The organism is Streptococcus sp. V940 (assembly GCF_054353495.1).
Map to the genome: position 1 here is coordinate 434,457 of NZ_JBTHHZ010000001.1, position 17,020 is coordinate 451,476.

The window sequence follows — 17,020 nt, forward strand, 5'->3', positions numbered from 1 at the left end:
ATAAATTAAGCGCTATAGGGTGGCTTCGCACCACCTTTAGAAAGAAGAAAAACGTGAAATTTAATGAATTTAACTTATCTGCCGACCTTTTAGCAGAAGTTGAAAAAGCAGGATTTGTAGAAGCAAGTCCTATCCAAGAGCAAACCATTCCTTTGGCTCTTGAAGGAAAAGATGTTATCGGTCAAGCACAGACTGGTACAGGGAAAACAGCAGCCTTTGGCTTACCAACCCTTGAAAAAATTCGTACAGAAGAAGCAACTATCCAAGCTTTGGTGATTGCCCCAACTCGTGAACTGGCTGTTCAAAGTCAAGAAGAGCTTTTCCGATTTGGTCGTAGTAAAGGTGTGAAAGTCCGTTCAGTCTATGGTGGTTCAAGTATTGAAAAACAAATCAAGGCTCTTAAATCAGGGGCTCATATCGTAGTAGGAACACCGGGACGACTTCTTGACCTCATTAAACGCAAGGCTCTGAAATTACATGATATTGAAACCTTGATTTTAGATGAAGCAGATGAAATGCTGAACATGGGATTCCTTGAAGATATTGAAGATATTATCTCTCGTGTACCGGAAAATCGTCAAACCTTGCTCTTTTCAGCGACTATGCCAGATGCTATCAAACGGATTGGTGTTCAGTTCATGAAAGAACCTGAGCATGTGAAGATTGCTGCCAAAGAATTAACTACAGAACTGGTAGATCAGTACTATATCCGTGTTAAAGAACAAGAAAAATTCGACACCATGACTCGTCTCATGGATGTTGATCAACCTGAGTTGTCTATTGTCTTCGGTCGTACCAAACGTCGTGTGGATGAATTGACTCGTGGGCTTAAAATCCGTGGTTTCCGTGCAGAAGGAATTCATGGAGATTTGGACCAAAACAAACGTCTTCGTGTCCTTCGTGATTTTAAAAATGGCAATCTTGATGTCCTCGTTGCAACAGACGTAGCTGCTCGTGGTTTGGATATTTCAGGTGTGACTCATGTCTACAACTACGATATCCCACAAGACCCTGAGAGTTATGTTCACCGTATTGGTCGTACAGGACGTGCAGGTAAGTCAGGTCAGTCTATTACCTTCGTTTCACCTAATGAAATGGGGTATCTACAAATCATTGAGAACTTAACTAAGAAACGCATGAAAGGTCTTAAACCTGCAAGTGCAGAAGAAGCCTTCCAAGCTAAGAAGCAAGTAGCTCTTAAGAAAATTGAACGTGATTTTGCGAATGAGGAGATTCGTAGCAACTTTGAGAAGTTTGGCAAGGATGCTCGTCAATTGGCCTCAGAATTCAGCCCAGAAGAATTGGCCATGTATATTCTCAGTCTAACTGTTCAAGACCCAGACAGTCTTCCTGAGGTTGAGATTGCCCGTGAAAAACCTTTACCATTTAAACCATCTGGTGGTGGCTTCGGTGGCAAAGGCAAGGGTGGTCGAGGAGGCCGTCGTGGGGATGACCGTCGAGACCGTGATCGCCGTGGCAATGGACGTCGTGATGACTATCGTAAAGGTGGACGTTCAAAGGATCGCTTTGATAAAGAGAAGCGTTACCGTAAGGATACTAAAAAACCACGCAATACTTCAAGCGAGAAGAAAACAGGCTTTGTTATTCGTAACAAAGGAGATAAATAACAAAAAAAGCGATTCACTGAGGTGGATCGCTTTTATATATAAGGAGACCGAGAGTCATATGAAAAGTAATACGAGAAGTTTGTATTTATAAATTTGTTATCTTGTGATATTATTCTATCAAAAAATCAGGAAGCTGTCAATAAGAAAATAATAAAAAAATAGGAAAAATTTTCGAATACACTTGAATTGCAATTCAATAAACAATTTTCAGATAATTGTTGAAAAAGTCAGAATTTTATGATATAATGAAAGCGATTATATGCGAGGTAAAAAATGGCACATTTATTAGAAAAAACAAGAAAAATCACATCAATTTTAAAGCGTTCGGAGGAGCAATTACAAGATGAGCTTCCTTATAATGCCATTACACGTCAATTAGCAGATATTATTGACTGTAACGCTTGTATTGTGAATAGCAAGGGTCGTTTGTTGGGCTACTTTATGCGCTACAAAACTAATAATGACCGAGTAGAGCAATTCTTCCAATCAAAGACTTTCCCAGAAGATTATGTGCAAGGTGCGAACATGATCTACGATACGGAGGCCAATCTTCCAGTAGAGCATGATTTGACAATTTTCCCAACTGAGAGTCGTTCTGATTTCCCAGATGGTTTGACAACGATTGCTCCAATCCATGTCTCTGGTATTCGCTTGGGTTCATTGATCATTTGGCGTAATGATAAAAAGTTTGAAGAAGATGATTTGATTCTGGTTGAGATTGCCAGTACAGTAGTAGGAATTCAACTCTTGAACTTCCAACGTGAGGAAGATGAGAAAAATATTCGTCGTCGTACGGCTGTAACTATGGCGGTTAATACCCTTTCTTACTCTGAACTTAGAGCAGTATCAGCTATTCTAGCTGAATTAAATGGTAATGAAGGTCAATTAACAGCTTCAGTCATTGCGGACCGTATCGGTATTACTCGTTCTGTCATTGTAAATGCCCTTCGTAAACTTGAATCTGCAGGGATTATTGAAAGTCGTTCTCTTGGTATGAAGGGAACCTATCTCAAAGTTTTAATTCCAGATATTTTTGAAGAAGTGAAAAAGAGGGACTATTAATGGCTAAAGCGCTGATTTCGATTGATTATACAGAAGATTTTGTAGCGGATCATGGGAAACTGACTGCAGGCGCTCCAGCTCAAGCAATATCTGATGATATATATGGGGTGACCCAAAAGGCGTTTGAACGTGGAGATTATATCTTTTTTACCATCGATGCCCATGATGAAAATGATGTTTTTCATCCTGAAAGTAAACTATTCCCACCACATAATATTATTGGAACTAGTGGACGAAACTTGTATGGCAAACTAGCCGAGTTCTATCAGGAATATGCTGATGATAGTCGTGTTTTCTGGATGGACAAACGTCACTATTCGGCTTTTTCTGGGACTGATTTGGATATCCGTCTCAGAGAGCGTAGGGTAGATACAGTCATTTTGACAGGAGTTCTTACTGACATTTGTGTCTTGCATACGGCCATTGATGCTTATAATCTTGGTTATCAAATAGAAGTGGTCAAACCAGCAGTTGCATCCATTTGGCCTGAAAATCATGCCTTTGCACTTGGACATTTCAAGAATACACTTGGTGCGAAATTGGTTGATGAAAATTTGCTTGAAATTACAGAATAATACATTTCAAGATGAAAAAATCTGAAAAAAGTCTTGACAATTTTTTTCAAAGTTGATATACTAGTAAAGTAATCGACGCGGGGATGGCGGAATTGGCAGACGCGCAGGACTAAGGATCCTGTGACCGCTTTAGGTCGTGAGGGTTCAAGTCCCTCTCTCCGCATAGTAGTGAGCTAGCTTTGGCTAGCTTTTTATTTTTCATCAAAAAGAGCAAAAATATTTTTGCTCTTTTTTTGGTATTTCATAAACATTTCATATTTGAATATTATAATGGTTTTACAAATATGGAGGTGCTATATGAATCCCACTCAAAGAGCTTGGGCTTACGTCAGCAGAAAACGACTGAGAAGTCTCATATTATTCCTGATTCTATTTGTCTTATTGGCTGGAATATCGGCTTGTTTGACGCTCATGAAGTCCAACAAAACAGTAGAAAATAATCTCTATCGCTCATTGAATACATCTTTTTCTATTAAAAGAATAGAAGCAGATCAGACCTTTCAACTGTCTCAACTAGATGACCTTAAAAAGATAAAGGGTCTTGAGGAGATTTCCCCAGAGCTTAAGACAATAGCCAAGTTAACTGACAAAGAAGTGGTCACTGGAGAACAAAGTATCCAAAGGGATGATTTAACAGAAGCTGAAAAAAATCTCATTAGTTTGATTGCTTTGAAAGATTCATCCAAGGATGTTTCCTTTACAAGCTCTGCCTTTAGTCTTAAAGAAGGAAGACATCTCGAAAAAGGGGACAGTAAAAAAATCTTAATCCACGAAGATTTAGCCAAGAAAAACAATCTAAAAGTAGGAGATAAGATCAACTTAAGTCCTGGACAAGTAGAAGCTAGTAGTGGACAAAATCTAGATTATGAAATCGTAGGTATTTTCTCAGGTCAAAAACAAGAGAAATTTACCGGTCTATCATCAGACTTTAGTGAAAATACGGTCTATACAGACTACGAAAGTAGCCAAACTCTTCTTGGGAATAAGGAAGCTCAAGTAACTGCCGCTCGTTTCTATCTGGAAAATCCAAAAGATATGGATAGTATCATTCAAGAAGTTGAAAAGTTATCCCTGGAAACGAAAGGTTACCAAGTCGAGAAGGAAAATAAGGCTTTTGAACAAATCAAGGATTCAGTTTCGACCTTCCAAACCTTCCTACAGATTTTCCTCTATGGTATTATGATTGCTGGTGTAGGAGCGCTGATCTTGGTCTTGTCACTTTGGTTACGAGAGCGAGTCTACGAGGTTGGTATTTTATTGGCACTAGGTAAGGGAAAAGGAGCAATCTTTAGTCAATTCTGCCTGGAAATCATCATAGTTTCATTGGCATCTATTTTGCCTGCATTTGTTGCTGGGAATGCTATTACTTCCTATCTCTTGAAGACTGTACTAGCAAGTGGCGACCAAGCTGCCCTACAAGATACTCTGTCAAAAGCAACGAATTTTTCAACAAGTCTTCTATCATTTGGAGAATCTTATATCTTCCTACTTATAATTAGCTGCTTGTCAGTTGCACTTTGTTTCCTATTTTTATTTAGAAAATCACCGAAAGAAATTTTATCATCCATCAGTTAATAAAGGAGAAATCATGACTTTACTACAATTACAAGATCTTACTTATCGTTACAAGAACACTGCAGAAGCAGTATTGTATAAAATCAATTACGATTTTGAACCTGGCAAGTTTTATAGTATTATCGGAGAATCCGGAGCTGGAAAATCCACACTCTTATCTCTATTAGCAGGACTTGATAGCCCAGTCGAAGGAGCTATCTTATTCGAAGGCAAGGATATTCGTGAACAAGGTTATTCTTATCATCGCATGCACCATATCTCTTTGGTTTTCCAAAACTATAACTTGATTGATTATCTTTCTCCATTGGAAAATATCCGCTTGGTTAATAAAAAAGCTAGCAAGGATACCCTTCTTGAACTTGGTTTAGATGAAAGTCAAATCAAGCGAAATGTTCTCCAATTATCAGGTGGGCAGCAACAACGTGTAGCCATTGCTCGTAGCCTTGTATCTGAAGCACCAGTGATTTTAGCGGATGAACCAACAGGAAACTTGGATCCTAAGACTGCTGGAGATATCATCGATTTGCTCAAATCTCTCGCTGAGAAAACAGGCAAGTGTGTAATCGTTGTGACCCACAGTAAGGAAGTGGCACAGGCGTCAGATATTACACTTGAATTGAAGGATAAGAAACTGACTGAAACAAGAAAAAAATAGTAACTAAAACTTTTAAACATATTAAAAACGGAAGTAAATCTAGAAAGGAATCTTATGTTACACAACGCATTTGCCTACGTCACAAGAAAATTTTTCAAGTCTATTGTGATCTTTCTTATCATTCTCTTGATGGCTAGTTTGAGTTTGGTCGGCTTGTCTATCAAGGGAGCGACAGCCAAGGCTTCCCAAGAAACCTTTAAAAATATCACCAATAGTTTCTCCATGCAAATCAACCGTAGGGTCAATCAAGGAACTCCACGTGGTGCTGGGAATATCAAGGGTGAAGATATCAAAAAAATTACGGAGAACAAGGCCATTGAATCCTACATCAAACGGATTAATGCTATCGGTGATTTGACAGGCTATGAACTGATTGAAACGCCTGAAACCAAGAAAAATCTAACTCCAGATCGTGCTCAACGTTTTGGAAGTAGCTTGATGATAACAGGTGTCAATGACTCTTCTAAAGAAGACAAGTTTGTGTCAGGCTCTTACAAACTGGTTGAAGGAGAACATTTAACAAACGATGACAAATACCAGATTCTCATGCACAAAGACTTGGCTGCTAAACATGGCTGGAAGGTAGGGGACAAGGTCAAACTGAACTCCAATATCTACGATGCAGATAATGAAAAAGGAGCCAAGGAAACAGTAGAAGTAACGATCAAAGGACTTTTTGATGGACACAACAAATCTGCTGTAACCTACTCACAAGAACTTTATGAGAATACAGCTATCACAGATATTCACACAGCAGCCCAACTCTATGGTTATACAGAAGATACAGCTATTTATGGAGATGCTACCTTCTTTGTGGCTGGAGATAAGAACCTAGATACTGTCATGCAAGAACTAGGGTCTATCAACGGCATCAACTGGAAGATGTATAGCTTGATTAAGAGTTCATCTAACTATCCTGCCCTTGAACAATCTATCTCAGGAATGTACAAGATGGCTAATCTTCTCTTCTGGGGTAGCTTGAGCTTCTCTGTTCTTCTACTGGCTCTCTTACTGACACTATGGATTAACGCCCGTCGTAAAGAGGTTGGAATCCTCCTTTCAATTGGTCTAAAACAAGCAAGTATTCTAGGACAATTTATCACAGAAGCAGTTATGATTGCAATTCCAGCACTAATTTCAGCTTACTTCCTAGCCAACTATACTGCTCGTACTATTGGAAATACAGTTCTTGCAAATGTCACATCAGATGTGGCTAAGCAAGCTAGTAAGGCAGCACAAGCCTCTAATCTTGGTGGTGGTGCAGAAGTTGACGGCTTTAGTAAGACTCTTTCAAGTCTGGATATTTCCATTCAACCTTCTGACTTTGCTATCATCTTTGTACTTGGCTTGGTTCTAGTAGTACTAGTTATGGCGCTTGCTTCAAGCAATCTCCTCTTTAAACAACCAAAAGAACTTTTGATAGATAGTGAATAAAAAAACCTGCTACCTATTCTCATTCAAATGAGATATAATATAGGTAGCATTTTTGATAGAAAAGGATTTATATGAAAATTCTAATTGTAGAAGATGAAGATATGATTCGCGAGGGAATCAGTGATTATTTGACGGATTGTGGCTATGAAACGATTCAGGCTGCAGATGGTCTTGAGGCCTTAGAACAATTTTCCAATCACCAAGTTGCCTTGATTCTCTTAGATATTCAAATGCCTAAACTCAATGGTTTAGAGGTTTTGTCAGAAATCCGTAAAAGTAGTCAAGTTCCAGTCCTCATGTTGACAGCCTTTCAGGACGAAGAATATAAGATGAGTGCCTTTGCTGCATTAGCAGATGGTTATTTGGAAAAGCCTTTTTCTCTATCTTTGTTAAAAGTACGAGTGGATGCCATCTTTAAACGTTATTATGATACTGGTCGTATTTTTACCTATAGAGACACCGAGGTAGACTTTGACAGCTATAGCGCCAAAGTGGCTGGTCAAGAAGTTGCAGTGAATGCAAAAGAACTGGAAATTTTAGACTATCTGGTTAAAAATGAAGGTCGAGCCTTAACACGGTCGCAGATTATCGATGCTGTATGGAAGATGACAGATGAGATCCCTTTTGACAGAGTGATTGATGTCTATATCAAGGAACTACGGAAAAAATTGGATTTAGACTGTATTCTTACCGTGCGCAATGTTGGTTATAAATTGGAGAGAAAATGAGACGTTCAGGTTTATTTAAAAAAATTTTTATCTATACCTTCTCGGTATTTTCTACCTTGGTCATTTGTTTGCATTTGGCCATCTATTTCCTCTTTCCCCTGACCTATCTCAGTCACCGTCAGGAAAGCATCGGGCAAAAGGCTACAGAAATTGCCCAGTCTCTCCAAGGAAAGGACAGTCAAGATATTCAGGAAGTCCTTGAACTTTATTCTCAAAGCAGTGATATTAAGGGAGCTGTTAAGGGAGAGATGACTCAGGATAAGTTGGAAGTCAATGATAATCTTCCCATTAATAAAGAACGACAGACGGCTTCCTTGGTCATTGAAGAAAGAGAGGTTCAAACTAAGGATGGTCAGACGATGACCTTACAGTTTTTAGCTTCTATGGATTTGCAGAAAGAAGCAGAAGACATCAGTCTGCAATTTTTGCCTTATACGCTATTAGCTTCCTTCATCATTTCGCTCCTCATCGCCTTTATCTATGCTAGAACCATTGTTGCTCCTATTTTGGAAATCAAACGAGTGACTCGACGTATGATGGATTTGGATGCAGAAGTGAGGTTGCACGTGGATTCTAAGGATGAAATTGGCGATCTTAAAGAACAAATCAACAGCCTTTATCAGCATCTCTTGACTGTGATTGCAGATTTGCATGAGAAAAACGAGGCCATCCTCCAACTAGAAAAGATGAAGGTTGAGTTTTTGCGAGGAGCTTCCCACGAACTGAAAACACCTCTTGCTAGTCTAAAGATTCTTTTGGAAAATATGCAAGCAAATATTGGACGCTACAAAGATAGAGACCATTATCTGGGAGTTTCTTTGGGTATTGTGGATGATTTGACTCACCACGTTCAGCAAATCTTATCCCTTTCTTCAGTGCAAGAATTGCGAGATAAGAAAGAACAAATCAACCTTCTTGAAATGACAGATCTTCTATTAAAGGATTATAACTTATTAGCAAAAGAGAGAGAAATATCAGTAGTGAATCAACTCACTGTTCAACAAACTTATCTAAATCCTTCAGTACTCAAGCTGATTCTTTCCAATCTTATCAGCAATGCGGTGAAACACTCTGTTCAAGGTAGCTATCTGAAAATCGGAGAAAAAGATGGTTGGATATTTATAGAGAACGCCTGTACACCTGATGAACAAGATAAATTTGAACAGTCCTTCACAGCTTCTAGTCGACAAAGTAAGGGAGCTGGCTTGGGACTATTTGTAGTCAAAAGTTTATTGGAAAGCGAAGAAATTGACTATCGATTTGAACGCTATGAAGATCACTTAGTCTTTTATATGAACCTACCTAAAGACCTGTAAGAATAGGACTTTGAGGAAAGTTACATATTTTAAGATAGAAGAAATTCAATTCAAACTACAGGAAAAACTAGCTTTTTTTGTTAAAAAGTGATAAAATGAACAATGTAAATGGGATGACCCATAAAAATATACAGGAGGCCTGATAAAATGGCAATCGTTTCAGCAGAAAAATTTGTCCAAGCAGCTCGTGACAACGGTTATGCAGTTGGTGGATTTAACACAAACAACCTTGAGTGGACTCAAGCTATCTTGCGTGCAGCAGAAGCTAAAAAAGCTCCAGTTTTGATCCAAACTTCAATGGGTGCTGCTAAATACATGGGTGGTTACAAAGTTGCTCGCAACTTGATCGCTAACCTTGTAGAATCAATGGGTATCACTGTACCAGTAGCTATCCACCTTGACCACGGTCATTACGAAGATGCACTTGAGTGTATCGAAGTTGGTTACACTTCAATCATGTTTGACGGTTCACACCTTCCAGTTGAAGAAAACCTTAAATTGGCTAAAGAAGTTGTTGAAAAAGCACACGCTAAAGGTATCTCAGTAGAAGCTGAAGTTGGTACTATCGGTGGTGAAGAAGACGGAATCATCGGTAAAGGTGAATTGGCTCCAATCGAAGACGCTAAAGCAATGGTTGCAACTGGTATCGACTTCTTGGCAGCTGGTATCGGTAACATCCACGGTCCTTACCCAGCAAACTGGGAAGGTCTTGACCTTGAACACTTGCAAAAATTGACAGAAGCTCTTCCAGGCTTCCCAATCGTATTGCACGGTGGTTCAGGTATCCCTGATGTTCAAATTCAAGCAGCGATCAAACTTGGTGTTGCGAAAGTTAACGTTAACACTGAGTGCCAAATCGCATTTGCAAATGCAACTCGTCAATTCGTACGTGAATACGATGCAAACGAAGCAGAATACGACAAGAAGAAACTCTTCGACCCACGTAAATTCTTGAAACCAGGTTTCGAAGCAATTACTGCAGCTGTTGAAGAACGTATCGACGTATTCGGTTCAGAAGGTAAAGCTTAATCTAGCTTAACCATATAATAAGAAACCTGCCCTGAGGGTGGGTTTTTTGGTTTCTGGATATATACAGATTATACTGGAAAATTCTTTAACTTAAGTTGCTAAAAGAGTTTAATTTTTGTACAATAATGCTATGAAAACACTGAAAAAATCAGCCCTTGTCATTCTTACTTTCCTTATCTTGTTTTTAGTGGCTACATTTATCTTTCACTGTATTAGTCTAGAAAAGGAACAAGCCTCCCTAACCCCTATGGGTCAAAGAGTTCTCGTTAATGGGCATGAAATGAATGTGTACGTTGAGGGGGATGGTCCAGAAACTATAGTCGTTCTCTCGGGTGCTGGAATTGCCTCTCCAATCTTGGACTTTAAGAATGTGTCGGATTCCTTATCGAAAAAATATAAGATAGTCATCGTGGAGCGAGCTGGCTATGGTTATAGTGATGATAGCAATCATTCAAGAAACGTGATGGAGGTATTGTCTGAGACTCGTCAAGCTCTTTCTCAGGCTAATGTCACGGGGCCTTTTATTATTCTATCTCATTCCATGGCTAGTCTTGAGAGTCTGGCTTGGCAGGAAAAATATCCTGATGAAGTGAAAGCCTTGATTGGCCTGGATTGGGCACTGCCGTCAAGTTATGAGAATTTAAAGGTCAATCAGGCCTTGCTTACCGTGGCCTATTGGAGCAGCAAGATTGGTTTGTTACGCTATTTCCCAGAGTCTTTTTATATAAAAAATCCAACTCTGACCGAAAGTGAACGACAACAATATAAACTCCTAGCTTACAAGCAGTTGATGTCGCAAGCCATGCTTCATGAATCTCGTATGGTAAAGGAAAATGCTAAGAAAGTTCCCTCTAGCATCAATCCAAAAATCCCTACCTTGCTACTAGTTTCTAACGGTCAAGGTACAAGTTTTAGTCAATCCGAGTGGCAGCGCTATGCAGAGAAGTTTGCTAGAGAACAGTCTAATGTGAAAGTTATCTATATGGATGTACCACACGAACTTTATCATTATCAAAGTCATGAAATAGTTTCTCAGATTGAAGATTTTTTAAAGAGTAATTGAGGGGATAAAAATCATTTTAGACTGATGACAATAATTGAAGGGTGACAATTTATGAAGAACACTTATATTTTACTTAGACATGCTCATTCAAGATTTTCAAGTGATGATTTTAATAGAACTTTGTCAGAAAAAGGATTTTCATCTCTTGACCAGTTAGAGTTTTTGAATTCTTTTAATATTGATCATTATTTTTCTAGTCCTTATAAACGAGCATTTGAAACGATTAATAGCTCGCCAATTCAATTTGATAAAATAGTTCTTGATAATCGGTTACGAGAGCGAAAATTATCTTCAACCTTTATAAAAGATTCGGAGTTTGAAGACAGTATTAAATATTTATGGCAAAATCCCAGTGAATCTCTTTCAGGAGGGGAATCAAATCAAGATGCACTAGCTAGAGTACTAAATTTTTTAATGGAATTGGAAGAGAGATACTCAGAAAAAACGATTTTACTTAGTTCACACGGGAATTTGATAGGAATACTACTACATCACTTTGATTCCAGTTTTGATTATGAAAAATGGGAGCAGATGACCTTTCCAGATTGTTTTCTAATTGATAGAAATGGGATTGTGAAAAGAATTATGAAAGATTAGTTCTTTGATTAAATAGTGATTCATATGGATCAAAATAGTTTGCCTTTTTACAATTCGTAACCTGCCATTAGGGGCAGGTTTTTTGGTGTCTTAAGGAAACTATTAAACCAGAATTTCTGATTCAAAAGTATTATTTTAAGAGAGAAATCTCTAATTTCATAATCTATAAGCAAACGCTTGCATTCCTTTTTTTATTAGATTATAATAGGTTGGTATAAAGCCTTCTGTAATAATATTGAGAAGGTGTAGAAAGTAAGGATTTAGAATTTTTGTAGTCAAAAATACAATGTTGCTTCTTATTAAAGGGAGATAAATATGGCAATGATAGAAGTGCAACATCTTCAGAAAAATTTTGTGAAGACTGTTAAGGAACCGGGCTTGAAGGGGGCTTTGCGTTCCTTTATTCATCCTGAAAAGCAGACCTTTGAAGCGGTCAAGGATTTAACTTTTGAAGTTCCAAAAGGGCAGATTTTAGGATTTATAGGGGCAAATGGTGCTGGGAAGTCAACCACTATCAAAATGCTGACAGGGATTTTAAAACCGACATCTGGTTTTTGTCGGATTAACGGCAAGATTCCACAGGATAATCGCCAAGATTATGTCAAGGATATTGGGGTCGTTTTCGGACAACGTACCCAGCTATGGTGGGATTTGGCACTGCAAGAGACTTACACGGTCTTGAAGGAGATTTACGATGTGCCAGACTCGCTTTTCCATAAACGCATGGACTTTTTGAATGAAGTTTTGGATTTGAAGGAATTTATCAAGGATCCTGTGCGGACTCTTTCACTAGGCCAACGGATGCGGGCGGATATTGCGGCTTCCTTGCTTCACAATCCCAAAGTTCTCTTTTTAGATGAGCCAACTATTGGTTTGGACGTTTCGGTCAAGGATAACATTCGTCGGGCTATTACTCAGATTAACCAAGAAGAAGAGACTACTATTCTCTTGACCACTCACGATCTGAGCGACATTGAGCAACTCTGTGATCGGATTTTTATGATTGACAAAGGGCAGGAGATTTTTGATGGGACGGTTAGCCAGCTCAAGGAGACCTTTGGCAAGATGAAGACTCTCTCCTTTGAACTGCTACCAGGTCAAAGTCATCTCCTTTCTCACTATGAAGGCCTTCCAGATATATCCATTGATAGACAAGGAAATAACCTGACTATTGAGTTTGATAGTTCCCGCTACCAATCAGCTGATATTATCAAACAAACCCTGTCTGATTTTGAAATCCGCGATTTGAAGATGGTAGATACGGATATTGAGGATATTATCCGTCGCTTCTACCGAAAGGAGCTCTAAGATGGTCAAATTGTGGAGACGGTATAAACCCTTTATCAATGCAGGGATTCAGGAGTTGATTACCTATCGAGTCAACTTTATTCTCTATCGGATTGGTGATGTCATGGGGGCTTTTGTGGAATTTTATCTCTGGAAGGCTGTCTTTGATTCCTCGCAGGAGTCTTTGATTCAGGGCTTCAGTATGGCAGATATCACACTCTACATCATCATGAGTTTTGTGACTAATTTATTAACTGAGTCAGATAGCTCCTTTATGATCGGTGATGAGGTCAAGGAAGGTTCCATTATCATGCGTTTGTTGCGACCGGTGCATTTTGCGGCTTCGTATCTTTTCACTGAGCTTGGTTCCAAGTGGTTGATTTTTATCTCTGTTGGCCTGCCATTTTTAAGTGTCATTGTTTTGATGAAAATCTTATCTGGGCAAGGTATTGTAGAAGCGCTGGGATTAACGATTCTTTATCTCTTTAGCTTAACTCTGGCTTATCTAATTAACTTTTTCTTTAATATCTGTTTTGGTTTTACAGCCTTTGTGTTTAAAAATTTATGGGGTTCTCAAGTACTTAAGGCTTCACTAGTATCCTTTATGTCTGGAAGTTTAATTCCCTTGGCTTTCTTTCCGAAGGTGGTTTCAGATATTCTGTCCTTCTTGCCATTTTCATCCTTGATTTATACTCCTGTCATGATTATCGTTGGGAAATACGATGCTAGTCAGATTCTTCAAGCGTTTTTGCTTCAGCTTTTCTGGCTGTTAGTGATGGTGGGCTTGTCTCAGTTAATTTGGAAACGAGTCCAGTCATTCATCACCATTCAAGGAGGTTAGTATGAAAAAATATCAACGCATGCATCTGATTTTTATCAGGCAATACATCAAGCAAATCATGGAATACAAGGTGGATTTTGTGGTTGGTGTCTTGGGAGTCTTTCTGACTCAAGGTCTGAACCTCTTGTTTCTCAATGTCATCTTTCAACACATTCCATCCCTAGAAGGATGGACTTTTCAAGAGATAGCCTTTATCTATGGTTTTTCTTTAATTCCAAAGGGATTAGATCATCTCTTTTTTGACAATCTCTGGGCTTTAGGTCAACGCCTAGTCCGAAAAGGGGAGTTTGATAAATATCTGACTCGTCCTATCAATCCTCTCTTTCACATCCTCGTTGAGACCTTCCAGATTGATGCCTTGGGCGAACTCTTGGTTGGTGGAATCTTACTGGCAACAACGGCGACTAGCATAGCTTGGACTCTTCCAAAATTCCTGATTTTTCTAGTTTGTATTCCTTTTGCGACCTTAATTTATACTTCCTTGAAAATTGCGACAGCTAGCATCGCTTTTTGGACCAAGCAGTCAGGCGCCATGATATACATTTTCTATATGTTCAATGATTTTGCCAAGTATCCTATTTCTATTTACAATTCGCTCCTTCGTTGGTTGATTAGCTTTATCGTGCCTTTTGCCTTTACGGCTTATTATCCAGCTAGCTATTTCTTGCAGGGCAAGGATGTCTTATTTAATATCGGTGGTTTGATTCTGATTTCACTTGTCTTCTTTGTTATTTCCCTCAAACTCTGGGATAGGGGTTTGGATGCTTACGAAAGTGCTGGATCCTAAGAGCAAGAATCTCAAAGCCTTGTCTTAGGACAGGCTTTTTTATTGGTGATGAAAATTTCTTGACATCCTTCCTGATAGTGCTATACTATAAGGGTAAACGCCGATTTAGCTCAGTTGGTAGAGCACCGCACTCGTAACGCGAAGGTCACAGGTTCGATCCCTGCAATCGGCAGTGTGAAAGAAGTCCAATCGGACTTCTTTTCTCTTTCTATCCGTTTTCTGACCACATAGTCTGCCATGTCTACCACATAGGCAAAACCTATTGTTTGTGTTTTTTATTTCTGTTATAGTAGTAATTGTCAAAGGGAGATAAAACTTCCTAACAAAATAGAAAATGAGGTTATATCATGAAAAAAGTAGTAGGTATCGGATTTTTAGTCCTTGCAGTAGCAGTCTTGTATTTTGGTTTAGTTGGATGGCCAAGTTTGGATGTTAACATCTGGGCACTTTTTCCAGTAGGTCTTTTCTTATTCTTTACTCTTGAGAATTTGGTTAAAAAAGATTATAAGGCTAGTCTCATGAGCTTGATTATTGCCTTTATCATTGCAAATGCTATTTTTGACATCTTGCCACTTTCAAGTGGTTTGGTTATCGGTGCAGGAGTGCTAGCTTGCGTGGGAATTGGATTTCTCTTTCCTGACGCTAATAAGAAAGAAGCATAATAAAAAAGCCTCGAGATTTCTCGAGGTTTTTGCTTTATTTGCCTGCGTAATATTTTTGAATTCCTTTGACAATACCAGCCACCAATCTATTTTGGTAAGCATCGCTACGAATTTGTTGGTTTTCGTTGAAATTGTCAATGTAACCAAGCTCTAATAGAACTGCTGGTTTATCAGTTTCTCGAAGGACAGCAAAGCTACTTTGGAGGAGACCTGCATCCTTAGCACCAGTTTCAGCTAGGAGTGAAGAGTGGATATCAGCAGCAAGGCGATTACTTTCACTGATACGATCAGGATGGTTATGCCAGTAAGGATTGATCTTAGCGCGATAGCCCGAATCTTCTTCGTAAGAATAAGTTTGGATACCAGATCGGTTAGAAGCAGGGTTGCCACTAGCATTGAAGTGGATACTAATGAAAATATCTGAGTTTGTACTATTCACCATTTTTGAACGCTCAGTGATAAAGTCGACATAGACATCACTATCTCTCGAAGAAAGAACGGTATAACCAAGCCCCTCGAGTTCCTTGCGAAGTTTCTTGTATACTTGCATAGTGAGGTCTTTTTCATTCGTGTTATAGTATACAGCACCAGGATCTCTACCACCGTGTCCTGGATCTAAGAAAACAGTCTTCGTGTATTTTCCTTTTTCAAATCCACGACTTACAGGAATTTCGCCAATCCATTTCCCATTACTTTGAAATTGCTGTGCTTTTCCGTCGATTTTGCGAGTTCCTGTGACATAGATACCATTTTCATCCACATAGTAACGGGCATTGTAGTAACTGTCGTCAATCCATTCACTCTTAGCCATGTAACCACCTGACTTGAGGTAGTATGAGCCAATCCATTCACGCGCAGCATAAGTACCACTAGATTTCAAGTAGAACCAGCTGTTATAGCCTTTATCGAAAATCCATTCTTTTTCAGCCATAACACCATTAGCTTTTAGGTAGTAGTTCCCTTGCCATTGGTTATTTGTCATGCTGGCATCTTTGTTAAAGTAGTACCATGCACCACCAATTTTTTCCCATTTTTGTTGTGCAGCTTTACCAGAAGAGAGGGCATAATATGATTTTCCACCATGTTTTACCCAAGAATTTTCAGCCATAGCACCACTGTTAGAAAAGAGATATCCATTGAAAATTGTGTTGCTGAGCATGATACCGTCTTTATCAAAGTAGTACCATACACCACCAACTTTTTCCCATTTTTGCTGAGAGATTTTACCAGATGGCTTTGCATAATACCATTTATCTTTGACTTTACCCCAGCCACTATCGACCATAGCACCGCTAGAAGTTAGAATGTATCCATTGAAAATAGTATTATCAAGCATGATTCCATTTTTATCGAAATAGTACCATTTGCCGTGAATTTTTTTCCAGTTTAGAGCAGGTTTGTTTGCTTCATAGAAGCGCCAGATATTTTCTTCAAATACCCAACCATTCTTTTTGACTTCTGGAGCTTTTGTCTCTTCTTTCTTGTCTGAACTTGTAGTTGTAGTAGATGTTGTAGGGAGGCTTGAACTTGTTTCAGTAGAAGGAGCAATTTCCTTGGTTGAAGGGGTGCTCTTTTTTTCTTTTTCTGTAGTTGTAGTTTCTTGTGTCTTTTCTGCTGAAGTAGTCTGTAGGTGTTTTTCTTCAGCAAAAGCTGAATTTGTTGCAAATCCTAGAAAAGTAAGCGTGATGGCACTTGCCAAGAGCGTTTTTTTCACTTATTTGATCTCCTATTTTATTAATAATCTCTTTTTTAAATGTCATTAGAAAAGCACCTCATGTGGA

General features: G+C 38.8%; 16 protein-coding genes and 2 tRNA genes. 17 read left to right on the plus strand and 1 reads right to left on the minus strand.

Annotation, left to right across the window (positions count from 1 at the left end; genetic code table 11):
* The first annotated feature begins 53 nt into the window (after positions 1–53).
* The 17 genes from ACXYSM_RS02285 (at position 54) to ACXYSM_RS02365 (ending at position 15,239) form a co-directional block, all read left to right on the plus strand.
* A complete protein-coding gene (locus tag ACXYSM_RS02285; RefSeq protein ID WP_036753502.1) occupies positions 54–1,628 on the plus strand; it encodes a DEAD/DEAH box helicase in 1,575 nt (524 codons plus the stop codon).
* Between the two features lie 273 nt (positions 1,629–1,901).
* Positions 1,902–2,690: a GTP-sensing pleiotropic transcriptional regulator CodY gene (gene codY / locus ACXYSM_RS02290; protein ID WP_016466100.1), complete on the plus strand. Its 789-nt coding sequence runs from the start codon at positions 1,902–1,904 to the stop codon at positions 2,688–2,690.
* The gene (locus ACXYSM_RS02295) at positions 2,690–3,265 is read left to right on the plus strand and encodes a cysteine hydrolase family protein (RefSeq protein WP_458634205.1); all 576 of its coding nucleotides are present in this window, start codon (positions 2,690–2,692) and stop codon (positions 3,263–3,265) included. The genes codY and ACXYSM_RS02295 overlap by 1 nt, the downstream gene beginning before the upstream one ends.
* 77 nt (positions 3,266–3,342) lie before the next feature.
* A tRNA-Leu gene (locus ACXYSM_RS02300) sits at positions 3,343–3,428 on the plus strand.
* A 134-nt stretch (positions 3,429–3,562) separates the two neighbouring features.
* Positions 3,563–4,840 (plus strand): ABC transporter permease, encoded by a 1,278-nt coding sequence (locus tag ACXYSM_RS02305; protein ID WP_458634206.1) that lies wholly within the window; start codon positions 3,563–3,565, stop codon positions 4,838–4,840.
* A gap of 13 nt (positions 4,841–4,853) precedes the next feature.
* Positions 4,854–5,495, plus strand: coding sequence for an ABC transporter ATP-binding subunit Vex2 (gene vex2, locus ACXYSM_RS02310; protein WP_441348393.1), 642 nt, complete (start codon positions 4,854–4,856; stop codon positions 5,493–5,495).
* Positions 5,496–5,549: 54 nt separating this feature from the next.
* Positions 5,550–6,929 carry an ABC transporter permease subunit Vex3 gene (gene vex3 / locus ACXYSM_RS02315; RefSeq protein WP_458634207.1) on the plus strand — a complete coding sequence of 460 codons (1,380 nt, stop codon included), beginning with the start codon at positions 5,550–5,552 and terminating at the stop codon, positions 6,927–6,929.
* Positions 6,930–7,000: 71 nt separating this feature from the next.
* On the plus strand, positions 7,001–7,657 hold the full coding sequence (vncR, locus tag ACXYSM_RS02320; RefSeq protein WP_458634208.1) for a response regulator transcription factor VncR: 657 nt from the start codon (positions 7,001–7,003) through the stop codon (positions 7,655–7,657).
* Positions 7,654–8,973, plus strand: coding sequence for a sensor histidine kinase VncS (gene vncS / locus ACXYSM_RS02325; protein WP_458634209.1), 1,320 nt, complete (start codon positions 7,654–7,656; stop codon positions 8,971–8,973). The genes vncR and vncS overlap by 4 nt, the downstream gene beginning before the upstream one ends.
* Positions 8,974–9,120: 147 nt before the next feature.
* Positions 9,121–10,002, plus strand: coding sequence for a class II fructose-bisphosphate aldolase (locus tag ACXYSM_RS02330; RefSeq protein WP_458634210.1), 882 nt, complete (start codon positions 9,121–9,123; stop codon positions 10,000–10,002).
* 130 nt (positions 10,003–10,132) lie between these two features.
* Positions 10,133–11,065 (plus strand): alpha/beta fold hydrolase, encoded by a 933-nt coding sequence (locus ACXYSM_RS02335; RefSeq protein WP_458634211.1) that lies wholly within the window; start codon positions 10,133–10,135, stop codon positions 11,063–11,065.
* A gap of 51 nt (positions 11,066–11,116) precedes the next feature.
* Entirely contained in the window at positions 11,117–11,662 is a 546-nt protein-coding gene (locus ACXYSM_RS02340) for a histidine phosphatase family protein (protein ID WP_458634212.1), read from the plus strand.
* A 315-nt stretch (positions 11,663–11,977) separates the two neighbouring features.
* Entirely contained in the window at positions 11,978–12,970 is a 993-nt protein-coding gene (locus ACXYSM_RS02345; RefSeq protein ID WP_458634213.1) for an ABC transporter ATP-binding protein, read from the plus strand.
* Position 12,971: 1 nt separating this feature from the next.
* Complete coding sequence (locus tag ACXYSM_RS02350) at positions 12,972–13,790, plus strand: ABC transporter permease (RefSeq protein WP_458634214.1); 819 nt, start codon at positions 12,972–12,974, stop codon at positions 13,788–13,790.
* A gap of 1 nt (position 13,791) precedes the next feature.
* Positions 13,792–14,577 (plus strand): ABC transporter permease, encoded by a 786-nt coding sequence (locus ACXYSM_RS02355; protein WP_458634215.1) that lies wholly within the window; start codon positions 13,792–13,794, stop codon positions 14,575–14,577.
* 99 nt (positions 14,578–14,676) lie between these two features.
* Positions 14,677–14,749, plus strand: a tRNA-Thr gene (locus ACXYSM_RS02360).
* A gap of 175 nt (positions 14,750–14,924) precedes the next feature.
* Positions 14,925–15,239, plus strand: coding sequence for a hypothetical protein (locus ACXYSM_RS02365; RefSeq protein ID WP_458634216.1), 315 nt, complete (start codon positions 14,925–14,927; stop codon positions 15,237–15,239).
* Between the two features lie 34 nt (positions 15,240–15,273).
* Here ACXYSM_RS02365 and ACXYSM_RS02370 read toward each other — a convergent pair whose 3' ends face one another.
* A complete protein-coding gene (locus tag ACXYSM_RS02370) occupies positions 15,274–16,953 on the minus strand; it encodes an N-acetylmuramoyl-L-alanine amidase (protein WP_458634217.1) in 1,680 nt (559 codons plus the stop codon).
* Between the last annotated feature and the right edge of the window lie 67 nt (positions 16,954–17,020).